This is a genomic window from Pectobacterium sp. PL64, from assembly GCF_022477975.1.
In the GTDB taxonomy this organism is placed as follows: domain Bacteria; phylum Pseudomonadota; class Gammaproteobacteria; order Enterobacterales; family Enterobacteriaceae; genus Pectobacterium; species Pectobacterium jejuense.
Genome location: NZ_CP092070.1, coordinates 3284754 through 3310057, shown reverse-complemented (window position 1 = coordinate 3310057; position 25304 = coordinate 3284754). Strand labels below are relative to the sequence as shown.

Genomic DNA, 25304 nt, shown 5'->3' with positions numbered 1-25304 from the left:
TTTTTTGATAGTATAAAAATCCAATAATTTTCATTAAAAAATCAATGATTGCTAAACTATCTAATATTTATTTCTTAACAGGGAAATAGTTTATTAAGGTAATGGAGGTATTTGTTCTGTCAAAAGTAAAAAATAGAGGGTAAATATTTTCACTAAATTAAAATTAATGAGCTTTTTGTTATTGTTTATTTTTATTAGCGCATTAAGTATTTCGTTTTTAACGAAATTAAAAGGCACAAAATATATGCCTTTTCCGCTAATTGAAAATCAGATATATATCCTTTTTCTTTCCGTTCATTTTTACTTAGGGTTAATCTAATTAATTGTTTTTGTTGTCATTTGTGTTTTAGTGGTTCGATTTAGTTGCTCTGCTATATAAGCATTGACCGTGTGTTTGTGTTGTGTGTATGATCTAAACTCAAAATATAAATGTATTTAATTCCTTCTTGGTGTGATTCTTTTTACGCCGATATAAGCCGTAACATTACGGTTTTATTATGCTTTTTAATTCGGTTTTTAATTTATTTCATCTCGCTGGTCGAAAAACAAATGCGTTATTTGTTTGCCGAATCGCTGCCGTTCTTATGGATTATGGCGGGCTTTTGGTAGGAATCGACTTTACTTCTCCGGGCCCGAGTGCCCTTACGTTGGTATAGACACATGGCAAAAGGAACTGATGGTGCATCTGTCGCACCAAAGGAACGTATTAATATCAAATATGTTCCGGCCACTGGTGGTCAGCAGGCGGAAATAGAATTGCCGTTGACGCTGATGATCGTGGGAAATATGAAAGGGCGCACAGAGGAAACGCCGATCGAAGAACGTCAAACCGTATCGATCGATAAGAACAACTTTACCTCAGTGATGAAAGAAGCAAATCTGGAATTGAATTTCAGTGTGCCAAACCGCCTTGAAGAAGAAAGCCAGGACGACCTGCCAGTGAAACTGAGCATCGGCGGTCTGAATGATTTCTCCCCTGACCGCATTGCCCAGCAGGTGCCTGAATTACGTAAGTTGCTTGATTTACGTGAAGCGCTGGTCGCGCTGAAAGGTCCCCTCGGCAATATTCCCTCATTCCGTAATCGTTTGCAGGATCTGTTGTCCAGCGAAGAAGCCAGAGAGCAGCTTTTGAAAGAGCTCGATCTGGTCAAACCCGCCGAATAATTGATGTTTATTGACGAAATAGGGAAACGAATATGTCAATAGTTGAAGAACAGGTTCAGGCAGGAGCCGCCAGTGCTTCTGGATCGCTGCTTGATGACATCATGGCTCAAGCGCGTATCAGCCCGGTTGATGAAGGCTACAGCGTTGCTAAACAGGGCATTGCCGCGCTGGTCGCTAACATTCTTGATAGCGGTAACGCAGCAGAACCCGTGAACAAAGCGCTGGTCGATAGCATGATCGTCGAACTGGACAAAAAGCTCAGCAAGCAGATTGACGTTATTCTGCATGCAAAAGAATTACAGGAACTGGAATCTTCCTGGCGTTCGATGAAACTGCTTATCGATCGCACCGATTTCCGTGAAAACATCAAACTGTTGGTGTTGCATGCGACGAAAGAAGAGCTGTTGGAAGATTTCGAATTCGCCCCTGAAATCTCACAATCTGGCTTCTATAAGCACGTGTATTCCAGCGGTTACGGCCAGTTTGGTGGTCAGCCTATCGGTGGCGTAATCGGTGACTATGCGCTGACGCAAAGTTCACCAGATATCAAACTGATGCAGTATGTCAGCGCCGTTGGTGCGATGGCGCATGCGCCGTTCATCTCTTCCGTTGCGCCAACCTTCTTTGGCGTTGATCGCTTCACCGATCTGCCTTCCATCAAAGATCTGAAATCTGTTTTCGAAGGCCCGGCCTACACGAAATGGCGTTCGCTGCGTGAGTCCGAAGATGGTCGCTATCTGGGGCTGACGGCACCGCGCTTCCTGGCTCGCCTGCCTTATGACCCGGTAGAGAACCCGATTAAGGGCTTCAACTACAAGGAAGATATCAGCACCGATCACGAACACTATCTGTGGGGCAATACCGCCTATCTGATGGGAACAGCGTTGACGGACAGCTTCGCGAAATACCGCTGGTGTCCGAACATCATTGGCCCACAGAGCGGCGGTGCGATTACCGACCTGCCAGTGCATGTTTATGAAGCCATGGGCCAACTTCAGGCCAAGATCCCGACTGAAGTCCTGATCACCGATCGTCGCGAATATGAAATGGCCGAAGAAGGCTTTATCACGCTGACGATGCGTAAAGACAGCGACAACGCGGCCTTCTTCTCGGCTAACTCGGTGCAGAAACCGAAGGTGTTCCCGAACACCAAAGAAGGCAAAGAAGCGGAAACCAACTACAAACTGGGTACGCAACTGCCGTACATGTTCATCATCAACCGTCTGGCGCATTACATCAAAGTGCTGCAGCGTGAACAGATTGGCTCATGGAAAGAGCGTCAGGATCTGGAACGTGAGTTGAATACCTGGATTAAACAGTACATCGCCGATCAGGAAAACCCGCCGGCAGATGTTCGTAGCCGTCGTCCTCTGCGTGCTGCACAAATCAAAGTGCTGGATGTAGAAGGAGAACCAGGTTGGTATCAGGTCACCATGTCTGTGCGCCCGCACTTCAAGTACATGGGGGCGAACTTTGAGCTGTCGCTGGTAGGGCGTTTGGATAAGGAATAAGACTTATGCCGTCTCTTTCTGCCTGGGAAAGGGGAAACGCGGCAAGTCTGTTTGATCGTATCCGTGGGGAGGAGCGTCGCTCCTCCCCTGAAACGGAAGTTGAAGCACTGATCGAGTCCGTTAAGCGTCAATTGGACAATGTGCTCAACACCCGGCCCGGAAATTGCCGCAGCGCACCTGAGCTTGGCGTGATTGATTTTAATGACGCGACGCAGGGTGGTGCGGACATTCGAGGGAAAATCCGGGAGGCGATCCGACAGTGTATCTGTCGCTTTGAACCTCGAATTGTTCATGTGGATGTCAACACGTCGGACTATTTATCGAATCCGATGGAGATGTCGTTTCAGGTTACCGCTCGGGTCAGATTGGAAGATCTGGAGCAGGTTGCCTCTTTCAATATCCATATGGATAGCCACCGCCACTACAGAATGATCTGATTATGTCACTGGAACATTTTTTCAGGGATGAGCTGACCTACTTGCGCCTGCAAGGGCGTGAATTCGCCAAGGCGCACCCTGAGCTTACCCGATTTTTGTCAGAACAAACCACGGATCCAGACGTCGAGCGTCTGCTGGAAGGGTTCGCCTTTTTGACAGGGAGCCTGCGGGCGAAGATCGAGGATGAATTTCCGGAACTGACACACGGTCTGCTGGGCATGCTGTGGCCGAATTACCTGCGCCCCGTACCGAGCATGACGATTATGCAGTTTTCGGTACTTCCCGGCGCGATTGCCCAGCCCGCGTTTGTTGAACGTGGCTGCGAGCTTGATAGCTTGCCGATTGATGATGTGGTTTGCCATTTTCAGACCTGCCACGATGCCTGGATTTATCCAGCCGATATCCGTGAAATCAAGGTACAGAGCGGCAACGATCTTTCCACCATTACGCTGGATATTGGGCTGCATGGCCCGCTATCGCTCAGCGATCTACAACTCGACAAGCTGCGCTTTTATCTGGGCGGTGATACCTACACGGCCTACGAACTCTATTTCTGGATTGCCAGCCAGCTGTCGCACATTGAGCTGGAAGTCGATGGCCAGCGCTTCCGTCAGGAAGCCAGCGTGCTGAAGACGGTCGGCTTTGAGCGGGAAGATGCGCTATTGCCGTATCCCGGCAACGTCTATTCTGGCTACCGCATCCTGCAGGAATACTTTTGTTTTCCTGAAAGTTTTCTCTTTTTCCAACTTGCGGGCGCGGTGTGGCCGGAACTCCCGCTGACGGTAACGGAATTCCGTCTGCATTTTTGCTTTGACCGCCCGCTGCCAGCAGAACTGAAGATCCGCCCTGACTCGTTCATGCTCAACTGCGTGCCGGCAATCAATCTCTTCCAGCATGATAGCGAACCGATCAATCTCAGCGGACGCCAGACGGATTACCCGCTGAAAGCCAGCTACCGCAACGCCGATAGCTTTGAAATCTTCTCTGTGGATAAGGTTGAAGGCTGGGTTGAAGGGAATTCAGGCCGTGCGCGGGGGATTCCACGCACCTATCAGCCTTTTGAGAGCTTTCAGCACCAGATCGAACGTGCCAAAGGCCGGCTCGCGCTCTATTACCGTATTCGGGTAAGAGAAGCGGTCAACGGCAACGGGTTTGATCACATGCTTTCTTTTGTCCGTGGTGATGAGCAGGAAGTGATTGATTTGGATGAATCTATCTCGGTCACGCTGACCTGTACCAATCGATCGCGTGCGGCGAAACTGCCCGTTGGGTCGATCTGCGTACCTACCGGCAATTCGCCGTCTTTCGCGACGTTTCGCAATCTGGTACGGCCGACGCGACCGCTGCGGCCTGCCATGGATGGCAGCTTGCACTGGACGCTGATCTCCAACCTGTCTCTGAACTATGTGTCGCTGCTGCGGCGCGATGCGCTGGTGCAGATCCTGCGTACTTACGATTTCCCGGCGCTGCACGACAAGCAGGCGGAACAAGCCTCGCGTAAGCGTCTGGCAGGGATCGAATCTATCGAAACCACACCGATCGACCGTCTGGTTCAGGGGATGCCGGTTCGCGGCTTGAAATCCATCCTGTCAGTACGGCAATCCGCGTTTTCCAGTGAAGGAGAACTCTATCTGTTTAGTACGGTGCTGGCGCACTTCTTCTCGCTATACGCCAGCGTCAACGCTTTCCACCTGTTGGAAGTGGTCAACATCGATAACAAGGAGCGCTACCGATGGCCGGTACAGATAGGTCAACACTCAATGATGTGACGTTCCGTCAGGATGTCTCACGCTTTAATTTTTTCCAATTGGTGGAGTTACTTAACCAGCTGGAAGGCGTGGATCTGGAACAAGAGCTGGATTTCCGTCCTGAACAGGAACGCCTGCGCTTTCGCTCTACGGCCTCCATCGGTTTTCACCCCAGCGATATCTTGCAGGTGGGACGTGATGAAGATGGCCGTCAGGAGCTGGAAGTCGCGTTTCTTGGCCTGCACGGCAGTCAGTCGCCGATGCCTGGTTATTACCTCGAAGAGCTGGCCTGGGAATACGCGCAGGGCGAACAGAAGCTAGGCGTGTTTCTCGACTTCTTTCATCACCGCTTACTCACGCTGCTGCACCGCGCCTGGCGTAAATACCGCTATCACGTCCGCTTTCAAAATGAGGGCGAGGATGGATTCTCTCGCCTGATGTTTGCGCTGGTGGGATTAGGGAATGACGCCGTACGCGACAGCCTGCCGGTTAACCGCGCCAAGATGCTTTCTTACGCCGGGGTGCTCGCCAGCCCTAGCCGCTCACCTGAAGTGGTCGCGGGTTTGGTTATTCACTGTTTTGACCTGGATGACGTGGCTGTTCTGGCCTGGCAGCACCGTCGCGTGCCCATTCACGAAGGGCAGCAGAACCGCCTGGGTAAAGGAAACATGATGTTGGGCGGTGATTTTGTTATCGGCGACAAAGTGAATGACTGCGCCGGCAAGTTTTTGCTCAAGGTCGGCAATCTCAGCTTTAGCCGCTTTCTCAGCTTCTTGCCCAACGGCGAGCATTTTCAGCCGCTGGTGCGTTTTGTCTCTTTCATTCTCCGCGATCAGTTGGCTTGGGATCTGCGTCTGGGTTTTGCGGAAGGCGAAGCCAAGGGCTTAAGCCTGGGCAGTGAGCAAAGCAGCCGGTTGGGATGGAGCAGCTTTCTCGGGCAGCCGCCCGCGGATCCCTATGTGACGATTTGTGTGCAGGAGTAAATGTGAACGTAACCCATCCACTCACGTTGGTTGTGCTTAATAGTGAGCAACTCGATATCAATTCTCAGGTGCAGCACCAGTTCGATCATCGTGGTGGCACGCTGGGCGCGTCGGAAAAAGACCAGTGGCAACTGCGGGATCGGCTGGGCTCCGTGGTGCCGGAGCACGCCCGTATCGAAATGACCGATGGCTATTTCAGCCTGTGCGATCTAAGCGGTCAGTCTTTTATTAACGGATCGCTGTCGCCGATTGGGCGCGATCGCAAAGTCATTTTGTCGCACGGCGATGAACTGGTTATCGGGCCTTTCCGGCTGGGCGTTTATATCGGCGATCCCACTACGGAACAGGATATCGATCAGGTATTAGGGCAGGGCACGGTCGATGTACTGGGCGGCTGGTTAACGGAAGATAAAAAAAAGCGCTCAACGGATCTGGCCGATCCCTCTGTTGTGCTGAATGACCCGCTGTGGGCACTACAGAAAGAGCAGAGCCAGCCACTCTTGCCATCAGACAGTGAGACGGTCGGAGCATCGCTCACGGCCTCTCTTTCTTCTTTTTCTTCTGCTGAGGACACCATGGATCAGAAATTTGTGGAATTACCGACCATCAACACAACGTACGCGGGAGAAGGGCTGGAGGGCTACAGTGATGGCACCTCACTGGCACCGCTGATGCGCGGGCTGGGGCTGTCGCTTCAGCCGGGTGATGATGCACGACTGCGCGAAATGCTGGAAGAAATGGGGAAAAGCCTGCGCGCGATGGTTGAAGGCCTGCTGGCATTGCAGACGGAACAGGCGGCAATGGCGGACACGCATTTGCGCCCGATTGAAGATAACCCGCTGCGTCTGGGGCTGGGCTATGCGGATACGCTGTCGGTGCTGTTTGCCGAAGGGAAAAGCCCGGTGCACCTGTCTGCACCCGCTGCCGTGGAAGAGGTGTTGAACAATGTGCGGGTGCATCACATTGCGAACCAGCAAGCGATTGCCGTGGCGTTGGAAAATATTCTTCAGGCCTTCTCGCCCGCCGCGCTGCTCAATCGCTTTGAACACTATCGCCGCAGTGGCGAACCACTGGCAGTGGATGACGGCTGGGCGTGGCAGATGTATCAGCACTACTACCGTGAATTAACGTCGCCGCGCCAGCAGGGCTTCCAGAAACTGTTCCATCAGGTGTATGCGCAGGCCTATGACCGCTCCGTGCGTCAACAGCAGGAGCAAAAATAATGCTGCGGGCTCTGTGCTTATGTTCCCTGATGTTCCTGCTATCGGGGTGTACCACGCTGGGCAAGATGGCGCAGGTAGCGGCGAATCCCGATATTCAGGTAGGCAGCAACAATCATCAGCCTTCTACCGTGGGATTTAGCCTACTGGCGGAACCGGACGTTAACCCGAACGACAGCGGTGAAGCCGCGCCTATCGAATTCCAGCTGGTGCTGTTAGCGGAAGATTCGCGCCTGTTAGCCACCGATTACGACCAGATCACGACGGATATCGAAAAGGCATTAGCCAAGAATTACATCAATCATCAGGACTACACGCTGCTGCCGGGACAGTTCAAATATCTGCCCCCCGAAGCGCTGGATGAAAAGGTGCACTACCTCGGCGTGGTGGCGCGCTATGCGGATTCGGAAAGCGCGGAGTGGCGCAAAGTCATCAAGCTAAAGAATACCGGGCAGACGTATCAGATCCTCGTGCACCTGCGCAGGGATGAAGTCGAAATCAAAAAAGACCAAGAAGAAGAATAACTATGTCGAGTCGCAATCGCATTATCTGGCGGGAAGGTCTGTTCATTAAACCGCAGCATTTTCAACAACAGCAAAGACACACCGATTACGCACTGCACGCGCGTCTCAGCGCCCTCAGTGATTATTTCTATGGCTTGCAGTCGCTGGCGATTAATGAGGAATACCTCAATTTTGGCCGCATCGCGCTGGTGAACGCCAGCGGGGTGATGCCTGACGGCACCGTGTTCAATATTCCGGGCGACGACGCCCTGCCGCTGCCGTTGGAGATTACCGACGTCGCGCTGGCAAACCAGAAAGTGTATCTGGCGCTGCCGCTGGCGGTAAATGGCGTCAGTGAAGTTGGTCAACCGGGGCAGGGGATCGCCAGCCGCCTGCAATCGCATCGGCATGACGTGCGCGACCTGCACAGCGACGGCGGCGATATCGTTTCTCTGGAAGTCGGTAAGGTCAGCCTGCGCCTGATGCTCGATCGTGACGATCGCAGCGCCTATGCCTCGCTGGCGATTGCCAACATTCTGGATAAACGCCCTGACGGTGGCTTGATTCTGGATCCGAACTTTATGCCGTGCAGCATTAGCGTCACTGCGATCCCTACCTTAAAGCGCTTTTTGGGTGAATCTGCCGGTTTAGTGGCGGAGCGTGCGCGCAGTCTGGCGCAGCGTATTGCCGCCCCAGGGCAGCAGGGCGTCGCGGACGTGGCCGAATTTATGATGCTGCAATTGCTTAACCGCGCGCAGCCCAAACTGTCGCATTTGGCGCGCCTTGGCACGTTGCACCCTGAACGTCTGCACGAAACGCTGGTTGAGCTGTGCGGCGAGCTGATGACGTTTACCGATGAATCGCGCCTGCCGCCGGAATTCCCCGCCTATCGTCACGAACACCAGCAGGCCAGCTTTGAGCCGCTGATGATGTCGCTGCGTCAGGCGCTGAGCACAGTGCTGTCGCCGCGCGCTGTCTCCATCCAACTGAAGAAACAGCCGTATGGCGTGATGGTGGCGATGGTTGGCGATGCGGAATTGATGGCCAGCGCCGAGTTTGTGCTGGCGGTGCGTGCGCGTATGCCGCAGGAGCATCTGCGTAAGCAGCTGCTGCAACAAACGAAGATCGCCTCCAGCGAGAAGATCCGCGAACTGATCAGCCTGCAATTGCCGGGTATCCCGCTGCTGCCGCTGCCGGTTGCGCCGCGCCAGCTGCCTTATCACGCGGGCTACAGCTATTTCCAACTGGATAGACAAAGCCCCGCCTGGCAGATGCTGGTGTCTGGCAACACGCTGGCGTTCCACATTGCTGGCGAATTCCCAGAACTGGATATGCAGCTTTGGGCCATCCGTGGGCAGTAGTTAAGGAGAGGAAGAGATGAGCATCGAGGTTATTAAAAACGATCAACTGGGCGATCTGCTTTTTGACCACGCCCGCCAGCTGGATATGGACTCCGATTACTGGTTCCGCCTGCGTGGACAAAGCATTAATCCGATGGTGGATGCGGTCACGCCGCTGCTGGGCATGGTCGAGCGGGTGCGCCAGCTCTCGGCCTATGAGGGCGTGGAAGATCTGTATCAGCGCGTGGTATCTGAAATTCAGGCTATCGAGCAGGAATTGCATTCTCATGGCTATGAAAACGGCGTGATCTTGTCGTTCCGCTACATCCTCTGCACCTTCATTGATGAAGCCGTGATGGGGCGGGAGTGGGGCGGCCAAAGCATGTGGTCTGCCCATTCTCTGCTGACCCGTTTTCACAATGAGACCTGGGGCGGCGAAAAGGTGTTTGTCCTGCTGGAGAAGCTGCTGGACGACCCAACCCGCTATCGCGACATTCTGGAGTTTATCTACCTCTGTCTCTGTCTGGGTTTTGAAGGGCGCTATCGGGTGATGACGCAGGGGCGTGAAGAACTGAACCGCGTCGTGAACAAACTGCATGACACCCTGCGCCCTGAGCCTGCGAATTCACCGACGGTCTTCCACCTGAATCTGGGGCAGCAGGCTTCGCGCTACCAACTGCGCAGGCAGGTGTCATTACGCACGCTGTTTGTCGGCGTGTGTGTGGTCTTGGTGGCCGCCTTCGGCCTGTACCGCTATCAGCTAACTCATCAAACCCAGGACGTACTGCGTCAGCTGGGAGAATTATTACAATAACAGGAGCTACACCGTGATTCGAATTGAACTGCCGACACTGGTTGAACGACTCAACCCCGTGTGCCGTCATATGCTGGAAGAAGCGGCGGCACTCTGTATTCAACATCAGGGTGCGGAAATCCGTATTGAGCACCTGTTGCTGAAAATGCTGGAAACGCCGCTGTGCGATGTGCGCCAGATCCTCAAGCGTGCGGGCGTGGATGCGGATGAGCTGTCTTCGCTGCTGTTGCCTTCCTCCATGGATAAAGAGTTTGACGCGGGCTATCCCTCATTCTCCCCATTACTGGTGGAGTGGTTGCAGGATAGCTGGCTGCTGGCCTCGGCCGAATTCCAACATGCACGCCTGCGCAGCGGCATCTTGCTGCTGGTCCTACTGCTGACGCCCAATCGCTATGTGGCAGGCGCGGTATCCCGCCCGCTGGCGCAGATTAACCGTGAGCTTTTACGCCAGCAGTTTGATGAGTGGGTGAAGGATTCGGTGGAAACGGAGGTCGCGGTGCAGTCCGCCACGGCCGAGCAGGCCGCCGCGGCGAACACGCAGCTCTCCCGCTATACCCAAAACGTGACGGAATCCGCCCGACAGGGGCAACTGGATCCGGTGCTGTGCCGCGATCATGAAATCGATTTGATGATCGACATTCTCTCCCGCCGTCGTAAAAACAACCCGATTGTGGTCGGGGAAGCGGGCGTCGGTAAAAGTGCGCTGATCGAAGGGCTGGCGCTGCGTATCGTGGCGGGTGCCGTGCCGGAAAGATTACGGGATGTGGAACTGCTGACGCTCGACCTGGGAGCGATGCAGGCCGGTGCCTCGGTGAAAGGCGAATTTGAGAAACGCTTCAAAGGCGTGATGCAGGAAGTGAAAGATTCGCCGCGCCCTATCATTCTGTTTATCGATGAAGCGCATACGCTCATCGGGGCGGGCAATCAGGCCGGTGGACTGGACGTTTCCAACCTGCTCAAGCCTGCACTGGCGCGCGGTGAACTGCGCACCATCGCGGCCACGACCTGGAGAGAATACAAAAAATACGTTGAGAAAGACGCGGCGCTTTCACGCCGTTTCCAGCTTGTCAAAGTCGGTGAACCGAATGCAGAAGAAGCCACGGTTATCCTGCGCGGGCTACGCGGTATTTATGAAAAAGCGCACGGCGTCCTGATTGATGAGGATGCGCTTCAGGCGGCGGCACAGCTGTCGGCCCGATATATCTCCGGCCGCCAACTGCCCGATAAGGCTATCGACGTGCTGGATACTGCCAGCGCACGCGTGGCGATTAACCTGACGACGCCACCGCGTGCGGTCAGCCAGCTACAGACCCGTCTGCATCAGCAGGAGATGGAAATTACCCAGCTTGAGCGTCAGGCGCGTATTGGTCTGGGCAATACTGAAGAACGGTTAGCCGAACTGCGCGACGCCCGCGAAGCTGGTGCGGTACAGCTGGCGCAGCTGGAAGCCGACTGGCAGCAGCAGAAAACACAGGTTCAGCGCGTGATTGAACTGCGTACGGCGCTGCTGGATGAAGAGCAGTCTGTCGATTTTGATGCGGTGTCAGCCGCGGCGGAACTGGCGGCCTGCGAACAGGCGCTGGAAGCGCTGCAACAGTCCTCGGTACTGGTCTCCCCTCACGTTGATAAAACGCAGATTGCGGCCGTCATTGCCGAGTGGACGGGCGTGCCGCTGAACCGCATCTCACAGAGTGAAATGGATGTCGTCACGCGCCTGCCTGAATTCCTGGGAGATTTAATTAAAGGGCAGCAGTTGGCGATTGCTCAATTGCATAAACACCTGCTGACCGCGCGTGCGGATCTGCGTCGTCCCGGGCGTCCGTTGGGGGCTTTCCTGCTGGTAGGGCCGAGCGGCGTGGGTAAAACGGAAACCGTGCTCCAGATTGCCGACCTGATGTTTGGCGGACGCAACTATCTGACCACCATCAATATGTCCGAGTATCAGGAAAAACATACGGTTTCACGCCTGATCGGTTCGCCGCCGGGCTACGTCGGGTTTGGTGAAGGCGGCGTGTTGACCGAAGCCATCCGCCAGAAACCGTATTCCGTGGTGCTGTTGGATGAGGTGGAGAAGGCGCACCCGGATGTCCTGAACCTGTTTTATCAGGCGTTTGATAAAGGTGAACTCGCCGATGGTGAAGGTCGGGTGATCGACTGCCGCAATGTGGTGTTCTTCCTGACCTCCAACCTCGGGTTCCAGACGATCGTGAACTACGCCGAGCAGTCGGATGTGTTGCTGGATGCGCTTTACCCTGAGCTGGCAGCCTTCTTCAAACCCGCGCTACTGGCGCGTATGGAAGTCATCCCTTACCTGCCGCTGGCGCATGACACCATGGTGGAGATCGTACAGGGCAAACTGTCGCGTCTGGTGTCCCTGCTGCAACAGCGCTTTGGGGCGGAAGTCATCATTGAAGACGCGGTACCGGAAGAGATTCTGCGGTTGGCGAATCGCAGCGAAAACGGCGCGCGCATGCTCGAATCGGTGATTGATGGCGCCTTGCTGCCACCGGTCTCGCTACAGCTGCTGCAACGCATGTCTGCGGGTGAGCCTGTCAGCCGTATTCATTTCCGCGTCGAAGCCGGCCAGTTCCAGACTGAGGTTGAGGGCTGAGTATGCAACATGCCCTCGAACTGGCGCTTGCACTGACCCAACAGCATGACGAAGCCGGGCTGTGCGACTGGCTGCTGGAGACGATGCAGACCGCCTGGCAGCCTCAAGGGATGCTACTGGGTATGGTGGATGTCAGCGGCAGGCAACTGACCTGTCAGGGGCGAGTGCATGAAACGCCGGTGGCGCTGGGTCTGGGCGTGGATGACTTTAGCCACCCGCTGGCTTATGCGCTGCATAAGAATCAGGCGCGCACCTGGGATTCTCTCTATGGCGGTGCCCGCATTGAGCACCGTGAATTTCGGCAGATGCTGGTTTCTGTCGGGACGAACTGCGGGCTGCATGCGCTGCCGCTGCTGTCGGAGAGCGGCAAACCGCTGGCGGTGCTGGCGCTGCTGGATACGCCGACGCGCCTGCAAACGCTGCATCAGCGAGGCGAATGCGAGCGGCTGGCGCAGGTGTTTTGTCGTCAGCTGATGCTGCTGCGTGAGCTGGCGCATACCCGGCGGGAGCAGGTCGCGCTGAGAGATTCACTCCGCCAGATTAAGGATGAAGGGCAGAGCCGCCGCGAGCAGGAGAAACGGGTAGAAGCCACGCTGATTGGTCGGTCTGTCGTCATTAAAGAGCTGCATCAGCAGATTTATCAGGCGGCAAAACACCGTCTTTCGGTGCTGATTCAGGGCGAAACCGGTTCAGGGAAGGATGTGGTGGCGCGTCTGTTGCATCAGTGTTCCGAACGTGCCGACAAGCCCTTTATCGCTATCAACTGCGCGGCGATCCCGGAAAATCTGATTGAAAGCGAGCTGTTTGGCTACCAGAAAGGCGCGTTCTCCGGCGCACAGAGCAACAAGATTGGTCTGGTCGAGCAGGCTAACGGCGGAACCCTGTTTTTGGATGAAGTCGGCGATATGCCGCAGTCCATGCAGGCCAAGCTGTTAAGGGTGCTGGAAACGCACAGCTTCCGTCCTCTCGGTGCGGAGAAAGAAGTGCATTCCGATTTCCGCCTGATTGCCGCGACCCATCAGCCGCTGGAACAGCAGGTGTCTGACGGCGTATTTCGGCAGGATCTCTATCATCGCCTTTGCCAGTGCCTGTTGCAGGTCGCCCCGTTGCGCGAGCGGCCGGACGATATTCGTCTGCTGTGCGAGCACTTCATCGGTCAATTTGCAGACAAACAGCAAAAACACGTTGGGCCATTGAACCGCGCTTTCCTGCGCCAGTTGGTGGCGTATGACTTTCCCGGCAATGTGCGGGAACTGCGCAACCTGCTGGAAGTTGCCTGCGCGCATACGCCGGACGGTGAGGTGCTGTCTCTGGCATCGCTGCCGCCGGAACTGCGTGAGCGGCTGACGAGCAGCCCGCCTGAAGAACAGGATCGCTATCAGCACATCCACGATTTGCGTATTGCCACACAGCTGTATGAAGCGGCTGTCATTGAGGCACGCCTGCGCCAGTTTCAGGGCAACCGCCTGCTGGTGGCCGATAGCCTCAATATTCCTAAACGCACTCTCGACCACAAATGCCAGAAGCTGGAGGTAAATTGATGTTTCTGACGATGGCACCCCTACTGTTGGCAACTGCCGCGACGCCCGATCCCGCCTGGCAGTCATTGTGGGAACAGTGCCGCAATGAGACGGCTTCAGAACTCCGACTGGCCTGTTATGACGCGCTGGGTCGGGAAGCGGAACGCAGCGGCACGCTGTCCCCACAACGTGATAACGCCGCGACGGGCGCAACGTTTCAACTGGGACGTGAAGCAGACAGCGGCGATATGACGCTCACCCGCGTGCTGGCCGATGGCAATACGCTGGTGATTAGCTGCGCCAGCAATATTACGCACCTGCGCTTAACGCTCAGCGAACCCTGGAAAGGGGAGTCCGTCACGTCGCAGTTGGATGGCGTAACGGTGTCCGACAGCTGGTTTATCCGTAATCGTGGGCTGTTGCTGGAGTCGGGACGCGGCCTGCCGGCGATTGATGCGTTAAAGCGCTGGATTGGGCATCGCGAACTGGTGCTTAACGGCGCAGACGGTCACGCGCTGCGTATCGAACTCGCCGGGCTGGGCGAAGCATTAGCGCCGCTGCGTCAGCAGTGTCACTGGTAAAGGAGGCGTTCATGCATGCACATCCTTGGTGTAAACGCCTGCAAACCTCGTTGCCGGATGAGATGTTGCGCGCGGCGGTATTGCCGGACGATCCGCTCTGGGAAAAGGTCGAAACGGAGCTGGTCAAGCTCGGGTCACTGGCGCATAACCAGGTCGATCTTAACGTGGTGGCAGGTTACTGCCTGACCTTGCTGGAAAGCAAAACCAAAGACATGCGGGTACTGGTGCAGCTATTGCGCTGCTTACAGCACCCGGCCAAAGCGACTCCGTTTTCTACTGCGCTGATGCTGCTGGACAGCTGGCTGGAAAGTTACTGGGTGCCCGCGTGGCCTGCCAGTCCGGTTCAGAAACAGAAGCTGATGATCCAGATTGTTCGGCGTTTTGAGAGCGCGTTGCCCCGTATTGCAGAAAGTGCATCCAGCGCAGAGCTGGAGCAATTACAGCAGTTAACGGATCAGGTGGCGACCCGCTGGGGCGAACTCGTCAGCGACAAAGCGGCGCTGATGGATGAACTGGTGCAGGGCGTTAAGCGTGCCAGACAGCGACAGCAGGCGCAGGAACAGGCGAATCAGACGGCAAAACCGACTCCGGCAGTCAGCGGCAGTGGAGGCGCAGGTGGAAGTGAAACCAGCGCCAGTGCGGCCTCGACGCCCGTCAGTTCGGTGGAGATTAATTCATCCGACGAGCGTGGTTGGCGGCAAACGCAGCTGAACGTTGCGGCGCTGCTGGTTGAGCGTCATCCCGACTCACCGATTGGCTATCGTCTGCGTCGCCACGCCATCTGGTCCGGTATTGCCACACCGCCGATGTCATCCAAGGGGAATAAAACCCAGCTGGCACCCGTCTCGTCGGACCGCGTGGATGAATACCAAAGTGCGCTGGCGCAGGCCGACTTGGCGCTATGGGAACGCATAGAACAAAGTCTGGTGCTGGCTCCTTACTGGTTTGATGGCCACATGTTGTCCGCCTCGGTGGCCTCACGGTTGGGGCATGCTTCTGTCGCGACGGCGATTGCTGAGGAGCTTTCTGCGTTTATTCAGCGTGTGCCGGAGCTGCGTGAACTGGCGTTCAGCGATGGTGCGCCTTTTTTAACCGGGAAATGCAGCCAGTGGTTGCAGTCTAGCCAGCCCGTTCGCGGCGGCGGTGGAGCGCGGCAGGACGATCTGGCAACGGAGGCCGCGGCCTGTCGGGACGAGAAAGGCATTGGGGCGGCGATGCAGCTATTGGATGAACGCATGCGTCGCCTGAAAGAGCCTCGCGACCGCTTTTATGCCGAGTTAGTACTGGCGGATTTACTCGCCGAAGAAGGGATGAAATCACTGGCAGCACAGCACTATCAGCACATGTGGCAGGAAAGCCAACAATTGGGCCTGATGCAATGGGAACCGGGAATGGTCAGCCGCGTGGAGCGGTTGGCGGCATCCCGCAAAAAATAAGACATTCGGAGTGAATGGTCACTTATGTTTAAAACAATCATAACCTTTCTACGCAAGCAGTTGCCTAAACTGAAACCCTCCTGGCTACTTTTGGGTGTGCTGCTGTGGGTCGTCGTGTTGGTTCTGGCCTGGTGGCTGGGGCCGCGTTTGACGGTGGGCGAGTCGCGTCCATTACAGGGAATTTGGGGCCGCGTGGTGTTCACGCTCGTTTGGCTGTGGCTGGCGTTCTCCTACAGCGCCTGGATGGTTTGGCGTCGTGTGCAGCAGATGCGGGCGGAACGTCATGAACAGCAGGTGATTGAACAGGATCCCTTGCAGGTGTATGTCGACAGCCAGCAAACGTTCCTCGACCGCTGGCTGGAGGCGTTTCAGACCCAGTTGGGCAAAAGAGCGCTGTATGCGATGCCCTGGTATCTGACGATTGGTCTGGCGGGCAGCGGGAAAAGTAGCCTGATCCATCGTGCTAATCCGGCAAACAAAATGAATCCGAAGCTGGATGCGGAGCTGCGAGACGTGGCGGCAGGCCAGCAGGTGAGCAGTTGGGTCGGCGAATCCGCGGTGATTTGGGATCCCAGCGGACAGCTACTTGCCCAACCTGAACTGGAAGGCGATTCGCTCGGACAGCGTCATGCTCGACTGTGGCAGCACCTGTTGCAGTGGCTCAGTGAAAACCGCCGCCGCCAGCCGCTCAACGGTCTGGTGCTCACGCTGGATATTTCCTGGCTGGCACAGGCTGGCGTCGCCGATCGCAAAGCCTACGCGCAGGTCATGCGCGCGCGTTTGCAGGAAATTTCCGTCAACATCAATACGCGCTTACCGGTATATATCGCGTTGACCCGGCTGGATATGCTGAGCGGCTTCGATAAGGTCTATCGCCAGTTGAACCGCGAGGCGCGTCAGGCCGTATTAGGGGTGACGTTTACGCCGCAGGCGAGCAACAGCAAAGGCTGGTTAGAAGAGCTGGAGCGTTTCTGGGACGAGTGGGTCACGCACCTGAATGACAACCTGCCGGACATGCTACTGACGCAATCCGACAGAAGCGTGCGCAATTCGCTGTTCTCGTTCGTTCGCCAGTTGGCTGGGGTGAAAGATTACGTGATGGAAGTGCTGACGGAAACGTTAGCAACGGGCGAAGATCGCGCGTTCCTGATCCGCGGCGTCTACGTTAGCTCGGTCTATCAACAAGGGGTGCCGTTCGATGCCTTTGCGCAGTCGGCTTCCCGACGCTATCAACTGCCAGAGCCGATTAACCCTGCGCTGCGCGGTGAATCGAATACGTTCTTTGTGCAACGTCTTTTCCCTGACGTCATTTTCCCTGAGGCTAGTCTGGCAGGGGAAAACCGACTGCATAGCCTATATCGCCGACGTCGGTTGAGTATCGGCGTGGGCTGCATGCTGCTCGCCAGTCTGGCGCTGATTGGTAGCTGGCACCATTTCTATCGGGTCAATGAAGAAGCCGGACGTAACGTCCTGACGAAAGCGCAGGCCTTTATCGGCACCAATGAGCTGGAAGGCCAGCAGGGCTACGGCTATCAGCAGTTGCCGCGTCTGAATTTGATTCGCGATGCGACCTTATCCTTTGGTAATTACCACGAGCGTACGCCGCTGCTGGCCGATCTTGGCCTGTATCAAGGCGACAAGATTGGGCCTCATGTTGAAGGCACCTATCTGCAAATGCTGAATCAGCGCTTTCTCCCGGCGGTGATGCAAGGGCTGCTGGAAGATCTGAATCAGGCACCTGCTAATAGCGAGCAAAAGCTGACGATTCTGCGCGTGATGCGGATGCTGGATGATGCGTCAGGGCGTAATAAAACGCTGGTCGAACAGTTTATGGCGCAGCGTTGGCAGAAGGCATTTCCCGGACAGGGCAACGTGCAGGAACAGCTGATGCAGCATCTGGATTACGCCCTTGAGCACACCGATTGGCACAAGGCGCGTGAGCAGAAAGACGCGGTAGCGATCAGCACGTTTGCACCCTTTAGTCAGCCGATTACGCTGGCTCAGCAGGAACTGAGCAAGCTGCCGATGTATCAGCGCGTTTATCAGAGTCTGGTGATGAAGGCGACGCAGGTGCTGCCGCCAGATTTAGCGATTCGTGATGAAGTCGGTCCGACCTTTGATCCGGTGTTTTCTCTGCGTAATGACAAAGCGGGAAGCGTGCCTCGGCTGCTGACGTATCCCGGCTTTAGCGATTATTACCTCAAGCAGGACAAAGCGCTGTTAGAGCTGACGGCGCTGGACGCCTGGGTGCTGGGACAGCGTGAACGTGCGCAGTTCAGCGAGGCCGATCGGCGGGAAATTCTGCGTCAGGTGAATGACCGCTACATTACGGATTACATCAACCAGTGGCAGAAAGTGCTGGCGAACATTGATGTGCAGACGCTCGATACGCCGGAGCAGGCGCTCGATATTCTCACGGATATTACCGGCAACGATCAGCCCTTCCAGCGCGTGCTGACCACGGTGAGTGACAACACCCGTATCCGTAAGATGTCCGATGATGATAACGACACCGCGCAGAGTATTAACACGCGTACCGGTCGTCCGTTTATGACCATCAATGCAGCGCTGAGCGGGCGCGGAGAGCAGGGGCCGCTGGTGCAAGAGGTCAATCAGAAGCTGACGGATCTCTATCACTATCTCGATCAGATCGTTAACGCGACCGATCCAGGACAGGCGGCGTTGAAAGCGGTGCAGGCGCGGCAGGGGAATAAATTTGCCGATCCGGTGTTTGCCTTACAGCAATACGCCCGCAGCCTTCCTGCACCGCTGGATCGTTGGGTAGGGCAATTAGCCGGAGAGAGCGCCAGTCTGGTAACTGGGTTGGCGATGTCGTCGCTGAATCAGGAATGGCTGGATAAGGTCGTGACGCCATTCAATGAGAAGCTGGCGGATCGTTATCCCTTCGATCCGTCGTCGAACAAAGATGTGCCGCTATCAGAAATGGAAATGTTCTTCATGACTGGCGGGACGCTGGACAACTTCTATCAGACCAACCTCAAGGCGATGATGGAAAGCGGCATGCTGGAAGAAGGCATGGCATCGCCTCTGCAGGCAGAGCTGGTGAAACAGCTTGAACGTGCGACCCGCATCCGCCAGACCCTGTTTAATGCGCAGGGCAGCCTGGAAGTGCATTTTGTTCTGGAACCGCTGGAACTGACGGCGAACAAGCGCCGTAGCGTGCTGAATCTGGACGGACAGTTGCTGGAATACAGCCACGGTCGTCGCCAGAAAACGCCGCTGGTGTGGCCAAACAGTATGCGCGACGGTGCCGAAAGCAAGCTGACGCTGGTGCCAGACGATCGTGAGCGTTCACCGCGCAGCCTGAGCTTTAGCGGTCCGTGGGCGATGTTCCGGTTAATCAATAGCGATCAGCTGACTCAGGTGAATGAGAACACCTTTGACGTGCGCTTCTCGCTGGAGAACGGGGCGATGACCTATCGCGTTTATACCGATGCCAGCCATAACCCGTTTGCCGGTGGTCTGTTCAGCCAGTTCACGCTGCCTGACTCGCTTTATTAACTTAACTCTCGGGAGCCTGCTCAGGCTCCCTATTGCTGGATGATGTGATATGCAAGATGCACAACAGGCCCTGAAAGTAGGCCGCGATCCACGGATGCTGCCGGAGTTTGACGCACTTCGGGCGGAAATTAACAAGTTGAGTCACGCGTCTCGCCCTGATGTGGATTGGATGCTGGTGCACGATATGGCCACCACGATCTTTGAAAAGCAGGGCGTGGATCTCCAGACCGCGATCTATTTTACGCTGGCGCGTTCACGGCTGGCGGGATTGACCGGCTTCACGGAAAGCTGTGAGTTTCTGGCGAATTTGATCGTGACGCAGTGGGATAACTTCTGGCCGCCGGTCCATCAGGAGCGGGCTCGTATTGAGATGCTGGACTGGTTTATTGCTCGCATCAGCGAAGTGGTGCGGCAGTACGCCATCAGCCATGAACACAAGCGGCTGGTTTACCGCTGCGAACGCGCGCTGCAATTGATGAGTGAAAAGTTGCACAACTCGGGGCTGAGCCGCATTCCTCGCGTCGAGAATCTGCTGCACTTCGTCGAAGGCTATACCCATTTGTTTGATGAAACCGAGATTGTCATTGTGTCGGACGATCAGGAACTGAAAAAGCAGGATATGCAGATTCCACCCATGGTGTTCTTTCATTCAGACATGGAACCCGGCGCGACGGTGCAAAGCAGTGGTTCATCGGGCTCGGGTCAGGCTGCTCTGCCTGCGGGCAGCATTCTCATTGGACGGGAGAAAGGGCAAATGAAACCGACGGTATTGAAAATTGAGGCGCATAAAAAGCAGAAGCCCGCCTGGTTCTGGTTTGTCTCCGGGCTGCTGACCTGTGCGTTGCCTGTCGCGGCGATTACAGGCTGGCAGTATTGGCAGGAACAGAAAGCTGATGCGCTGGCGTTACTGCAACAGCCGGCGTACGCGTTGCCTGCCGCCCCCGATCATAATGACATTCGCCGGGTGCGTATTGCGCTGGGCGAGCAGAAATTGCAAGGCATGGAAGGTGAGCTGATTAACCGCTATCAGGCACAGCTGGAGCAGGTAAAAAATGCGTCGCCGTTCTATCTGTATCAATACGGCAACGGCTTGAAAAACGTGATGCAGCAGCTCTATCCCGACTCGCTGGCGGTGAAGGAGATGGAACGCCAGTGGCAGATTGCGCTTGAACGTCAGCAAGGCGATGAACCGAAAACGCGCGGGTACGAACAGGCTCGTGCCAGAGTCAACGACACGTTGCAGCAACTGCTGGAGTTGGAGCGGCAGCGCCGGACGGTGACGATTTCCTACCTGAAATCAAAGCTCTACGATATGCAAAAAGACCTGATATCGGACGTTCCCTTCGGGATACGGCTGCGGGAGCTTGAGGCGCGTAAAACCAAGAGCCAGTCGCTGACGCCAGCGGAGCTACGCGCTATGGAAGATGAACTGCGATCCTTCAACGTTCGCTTGTACCGTTTGCAGCAGGGTAATTCTGCCAGCTGATTATCGTGAAGGGAAAAACGCTGAGCACATTATGAAATACAAAAAATTAGTGATAGTCCTGTCGGCCTGTTGGCTGGCGTCATGTCAGGCACCGGTCACGTCGCTGTCTGAAACAGAACTGGCGGCGTCAGCGAATCGGGGAAATGGCGAAGCGCAATATCAGCTGGCAAAGACGCTAGCCTCGCGCTCGCAGTACACCGAGGCGATGCAGTGGATGCAGAAGGCATCTGGCCTGTCTGAGCTACCGGGCAATCAGGAAATGCGCGCTGCTGCCGCACTTCAGGTTGGTGACTGGTATCAGGCTGGGCTGGGTGCGCCCAAGAACAGCCCGTCTGCTCGCCAGTGGTGGACAACGTCCTCACGTTTGGGAAATGGCGAAGCGGGGCATCGACTGGGTATGGACTGTCAGGTTCAGCATCAGGGAAAGCTGGTGGCGGCCTGCCTGAATGCATTTGAATCCTCTGCGGCAAATGGCTATCCGCCCGCGCAACTGATCGTTGCCCAGTGGCACGCGACGCATGCGGGCGGCGAAAAAGAGGCTGTGTCGTGGCTGCTGAAAGCCGCTGAGCTCGGCAATCGGGATGCGCAGTATCAACTGGCGCAGCGCTACGAGCAGGGTAAAGGTGTGGTTATCCGTCGCGATCTGGCTGAGCGCTGGTATTTCCGTGCGGCGACGCTGGGTCAGGCACAGGCACAGCTGTGGATGGCGCGACACGAAGACGGCGAAAATGCGTTGAACTGGTATCAAAAATCCGCGTCATCAGGTGATGCTGAAGCACAGCTTTGGCTGGGCAAGGCATACCGCGAAGGTAAGCGCTTACCTTGGGATGAGCAAAAGGCGCGTTATTGGCTGGAGCGCGCCGCGTCTGGCGGATCGGGTGAGGCCGATTACTTGCTCAGCCAGATCCAGACAACCCATGAAAAGCGCGAACAGTATCTGGTTCAGGCTTCCTCTGCGGGCTATATCCGTGCGCAACGTGAACTGGGTGAGCGGTTATTTACAGCGGGCGAGTTCGCGCGTGCGCGTGAAGAATATGCCAAAGCAGCATCAGCCGGAGACACCGAATCCCAACTGGCCTATGGCGAGATGCTGCGTTTGGGGCAAGGTGGCAAAGAGGATTATGTTGAAGCGATGAAGCAGTACCGTCTGGCGGCGAATGACGGTAACCGCATGGCTCAATATCGTATGGGCATGATGCGTCAGGACGGGCTGGGTGCTTCCCGCAATCGTATTCATGCTTATGCCTGGTATGCGATGGCAGCGACGGAGGGGATGAGCGAAGCCATTCATGCACGTAACGATCTGGAAGCGACGATGCAGCCGGATGAAATCAAAGCCGGACAGCGGTTGGCGATGCACTGGTCATCGGGGAAAACAGAGTAATCTGTGGTGGTGGCTCGCCGTGGAATAAGCCGGATTGTTGTTGAATAAAGAGTGGTAATAAACAGGCGGGTGTTGCGTGATAGCAGCACCCGCTTTTTTGTTTTTATGACTATTTTCATTACTCTCTTCATTACGGAATGTCAAACTTTCAGCATAACTGCGCATTCTGCGCAACTTCTTGCTCACTTTCTGGTGTAAATCACTTTTTGCGCAATGTCTGCAAACGATTCGCGAGGTCTGCGCAACTTCTTGCTCAAATTTTACTTAGAGGGAGTTTGGGTTAGGTAAATTCCTTTATAAAACATAAAGATAATTTTTGGCATGTGAATTGCTATACAGACGGTGAAGTTACTCATTCCGTTCAACAACAAGGAGCAAGACTATGCCAACTCCATGCTATATCAGCATCGAAGGTAAAACTCAGGGCAACATCACCGCGGGGGCTTTCACGTCTGATTCTGTCGGCAACATCTATGTGGAAGGCCACGAAGACGAAATGCTGGTACAGGAATTCAAACATATCGTCACCGTACCAACTGACCCACAGTCTGGTCAGCCGTCCGGCCAACGTGTGCACAAACCGTTCAAATTCACCGTCGCGCTGAACAAAGCGGTTCCGCTGATGTACAACTCTTTGGCATCCGGCGAAATGCTGCCGACCGTCACGCTGAAGTGGTACCGCACGTCGGTTGAAGGTAAGCAAGAGCACTTCTTCTCTACCGTACTGACCGATGCCACCATCGTGGACATCGACTGCAAAATGCCACACTGCCAGGATCCGTCAAAACTGGATTACACCCAGCTGATCGAAGTGTCACTGGCCTACCGCAAAATCGATTGGGAGCACACGGTTGCCGGGACGTCCGGTTCCGATGACTGGCGTGCACCGGTCGAAGCGTAATTCCCACCGAACCCGGGCTTGTCCCGGGTTTTCTGCGTTTTTCTCAACGTGATGCTTTATCAACATGAACTGTGGCGTGAGCAGACTCAGACCACAGCTCAGGTTTTTATTTTAATCAGGATAGCGACGTGCCGCTCCGGGAAAACCCGAGGCGTGCGGTAGCCATGGCAACGGCGAAGGAAGAAGGAGAGGACGGGTGGCAAACAGTACAGGATTACAGTTCACCGTAAAGGTCGGTGCCCTGGAAGCAGGCACTTTCGCGGTGGTGGATTTTAGGCTGGATGAAGGGCTGAACCGGCCTTTTAGCCTGTCGCTGAGTCTGGCGAGCGCGTTGCCGGATGTCGATTTTGGCGCGGTGCTGGACCAGCCGTGCGAGCTGATGATTTGGTATGAAGGCGAACTGAAACGTCGGGTCAGCGGGATTGTCAGTGGCTTCACGCAGGGCGACACCGGATTTCGCCGCACGCGCTATCAGGTGGAAGTCCGTCCTGCCCTGTGGCGACTGGGATTACGCACCAACGCCCGCATCTTTCAGGCGCAAAAGCCGGAAGCGATTATCGGGGCGCTGCTGGAAGAAGCCGGTATCACCGACTACGCCTTTGCGCTGCGTAACGAGCACGCAGTGCGTGAATACTGCGTGCAGTATCGGGAAAGCGATTTAGCCTTTATCACCCGTCTGGCTGCCGAGGAGGGAATGTATTTCTTCCACGAATACGAAGAGGGCAAACATCGAGTAGTGTTTGCTGACGATGCGGGCGCACTGACCAAAGGCCCTGAGCTGTTCTTCAATCTGGCGACACAAGGGCTGAGCGAGGGCGAATATGTCCGGCGCTTCCACTACGCGGAGCGGGTGAGTACGGCCGAAGTCGAGCTGAAAGACTACAGCTTCAAGACACCGGCTTACGGGCTGTCGCACAAGAAAATGAGCGGCGAACTGGAGCACCAGCGCGAAAGCTACCAGCATTACGACTATCCAGGTCGCTATAAGCAAGACCCGAGCGGCAAGGCGTTCAGCGGCTACCGGCTGGATGCACTGCGCTCAGGGGCGGTGACGAGCGAAGGGGAATCCAACTGCGCGGGGCTGATGCCGGGCAATACCTTCACGCTGACGGAGCACCCGAATGCAACGCTGAATGCGGTGTGGCAGACGGTGAGCGTGACGCACGTCGGACAACAGCCGCAGGCGCTGGAAGAGGAAAGCGGCGGCGAACCGACGACCATGAGCAACAGCTTTGCGGTGGTGAAAGGCACGACGACATGGCGTGCTGCCATGCCATACAAACCGATGGTGGATGGTCCGCAAATCGCCACCGTCGTCGGCCCGACGGGGGAAGAAATCTACTGCGACCAGTATGGTCGGGTAAAACTGCAATTCCCGTGGGATCGCTACGGTGCGAGCAATGACCAGAGTTCCTGCTGGGTGCGCGTCAGTCAGGGCTGGGCGGGCGGCCAGTACGGCATGATTGCCATCCCGCGTATCGGCCATGAAGTGATCGTCAGCTTCCTTGAAGGCGATCCGGATCAGCCGATTGTGACCGGGCGTACTTTCCACGCGACCAACCCGACGCCGTACGTTTTACCGGCACATAAAACGCGCACGACGCTGCGTACCGATACACATAAAGGTAGTGGCTTTAACGAACTGCGTTTTGAGGATGAGGCGACGCGTGAACAAATTTATTACCACGCTCAGAACGCGTCACCGCCATCGAACGATAGGCAAGGATGATTTTGAAAACATCGGTCAGGACCATCATCAGGAAATTGGCCGGAGTTTTATTCAGAAGATTGGTGCTTCGTTTAAACGTTTCATCGGCGGGGGAGAGATTACCCGTATCGAAGGGAGTCGTCAGACCACGATGTCTGGCTCTGAAGAGACGCTGATCGGTGCGCACCAGCGTGTTCTGGTGAATACGGACAGCTACCTGAAAGCTGCGGATATCGTGCTGGAAGCGGGGCAGGCACTGACCATTAAAGCGCCTGGTGGCTTCATCAAGATTGATAGCGCGGGCGTCACGATTTCCGGGACAATTGTGAAGATCAACGATGGCGGTGCGGCTGGCGTAGGGACTGCGCCAGTATCAATTACGCCAGAAGACCCGACGAAGCCTACGCTGCCCGATGCGCCAGACAGACGTTAAGG

17 protein-coding genes and 1 pseudogene are annotated in these 25304 nt (G+C 55.7%); all 18 read left to right on the top strand.

Annotated features, from left to right (window positions below):
- Nucleotides 1-660: 660 nt before the first annotated feature.
- The 18 genes and pseudogenes from tssB (at nucleotide 661) to HP572_RS14790 (ending at nucleotide 25302) form a co-directional block, all read left to right on the top strand.
- Complete coding sequence (gene tssB / locus HP572_RS14875; RefSeq protein WP_010282535.1) at nucleotides 661-1164, top strand: type VI secretion system contractile sheath small subunit; 504 nt, start codon at nucleotides 661-663, stop codon at nucleotides 1162-1164.
- Between the two features lie 32 nt (nucleotides 1165-1196).
- Nucleotides 1197-2675, top strand: a complete 1479-nt coding sequence (tssC, locus tag HP572_RS14870; protein ID WP_012822784.1) for a type VI secretion system contractile sheath large subunit — start codon at nucleotides 1197-1199, stop codon at nucleotides 2673-2675.
- 5 nt (nucleotides 2676-2680) lie between these two features.
- Nucleotides 2681-3112, top strand: coding sequence for a type VI secretion system baseplate subunit TssE (gene tssE, locus HP572_RS14865; protein WP_010303156.1), 432 nt, complete (start codon nucleotides 2681-2683; stop codon nucleotides 3110-3112).
- A 2-nt stretch (nucleotides 3113-3114) separates the two neighbouring features.
- Entirely contained in the window at nucleotides 3115-4881 is a 1767-nt protein-coding gene (tssF, locus tag HP572_RS14860) for a type VI secretion system baseplate subunit TssF (RefSeq protein WP_014916356.1), read from the top strand.
- A complete protein-coding gene (tssG, locus tag HP572_RS14855) occupies nucleotides 4845-5843 on the top strand; it encodes a type VI secretion system baseplate subunit TssG (RefSeq protein WP_014916355.1) in 999 nt (332 codons plus the stop codon). The genes tssF and tssG overlap by 37 nt, the downstream gene beginning before the upstream one ends.
- 2 nt (nucleotides 5844-5845) lie before the next feature.
- The gene (gene tagH / locus HP572_RS14850; protein WP_240583615.1) at nucleotides 5846-7066 is read left to right on the top strand and encodes a type VI secretion system-associated FHA domain protein TagH; all 1221 of its coding nucleotides are present in this window, start codon (nucleotides 5846-5848) and stop codon (nucleotides 7064-7066) included.
- Nucleotides 7066-7587, top strand: a complete 522-nt coding sequence (tssJ, locus tag HP572_RS14845; protein WP_010282515.1) for a type VI secretion system lipoprotein TssJ — start codon at nucleotides 7066-7068, stop codon at nucleotides 7585-7587. Before tagH ends, tssJ begins: the two co-directional genes overlap by 1 nt.
- Before the next feature lie 2 nt (nucleotides 7588-7589).
- Nucleotides 7590-8927, top strand: coding sequence for a type VI secretion system baseplate subunit TssK (gene tssK / locus HP572_RS14840; RefSeq protein ID WP_240583614.1), 1338 nt, complete (start codon nucleotides 7590-7592; stop codon nucleotides 8925-8927).
- 16 nt (nucleotides 8928-8943) lie between these two features.
- Nucleotides 8944-9720 (top strand): type IVB secretion system protein IcmH/DotU, encoded by a 777-nt coding sequence (gene icmH / locus HP572_RS14835; RefSeq protein WP_010282512.1) that lies wholly within the window; start codon nucleotides 8944-8946, stop codon nucleotides 9718-9720.
- 13 nt (nucleotides 9721-9733) lie between these two features.
- Complete coding sequence (gene tssH / locus HP572_RS14830; protein ID WP_240583613.1) at nucleotides 9734-12331, top strand: type VI secretion system ATPase TssH; 2598 nt, start codon at nucleotides 9734-9736, stop codon at nucleotides 12329-12331.
- 2 nt (nucleotides 12332-12333) lie between these two features.
- On the top strand, nucleotides 12334-13872 hold the full coding sequence (locus HP572_RS14825; protein ID WP_240583612.1) for a sigma-54-dependent Fis family transcriptional regulator: 1539 nt from the start codon (nucleotides 12334-12336) through the stop codon (nucleotides 13870-13872).
- A complete protein-coding gene (gene vasI, locus HP572_RS14820; RefSeq protein WP_240583611.1) occupies nucleotides 13872-14432 on the top strand; it encodes a type VI secretion system-associated protein VasI in 561 nt (186 codons plus the stop codon). Before HP572_RS14825 ends, vasI begins: the two co-directional genes overlap by 1 nt.
- 11 nt (nucleotides 14433-14443) lie before the next feature.
- Nucleotides 14444-15868 carry a type VI secretion system protein TssA gene (gene tssA / locus HP572_RS14815; RefSeq protein ID WP_240583610.1) on the top strand — a complete coding sequence of 475 codons (1425 nt, stop codon included), beginning with the start codon at nucleotides 14444-14446 and terminating at the stop codon, nucleotides 15866-15868.
- A gap of 24 nt (nucleotides 15869-15892) precedes the next feature.
- Nucleotides 15893-19390 carry a type VI secretion system membrane subunit TssM gene (gene tssM, locus HP572_RS14810; protein ID WP_240583609.1) on the top strand — a complete coding sequence of 1166 codons (3498 nt, stop codon included), beginning with the start codon at nucleotides 15893-15895 and terminating at the stop codon, nucleotides 19388-19390.
- A gap of 49 nt (nucleotides 19391-19439) precedes the next feature.
- Nucleotides 19440-20876 carry a VasL domain-containing protein gene (locus HP572_RS14805; protein ID WP_095995289.1) on the top strand — a complete coding sequence of 479 codons (1437 nt, stop codon included), beginning with the start codon at nucleotides 19440-19442 and terminating at the stop codon, nucleotides 20874-20876.
- A 31-nt stretch (nucleotides 20877-20907) separates the two neighbouring features.
- Nucleotides 20908-22260 carry a tetratricopeptide repeat protein gene (locus HP572_RS14800; protein WP_371745279.1) on the top strand — a complete coding sequence of 451 codons (1353 nt, stop codon included), beginning with the start codon at nucleotides 20908-20910 and terminating at the stop codon, nucleotides 22258-22260.
- A gap of 382 nt (nucleotides 22261-22642) precedes the next feature.
- A complete protein-coding gene (locus HP572_RS14795) occupies nucleotides 22643-23161 on the top strand; it encodes an Hcp family type VI secretion system effector (RefSeq protein WP_039317969.1) in 519 nt (172 codons plus the stop codon).
- A gap of 196 nt (nucleotides 23162-23357) precedes the next feature.
- Nucleotides 23358-25302, top strand: a pseudogene (locus tag HP572_RS14790) (type VI secretion system tip protein VgrG).
- Nucleotides 25303-25304 lie beyond the last annotated feature (2 nt).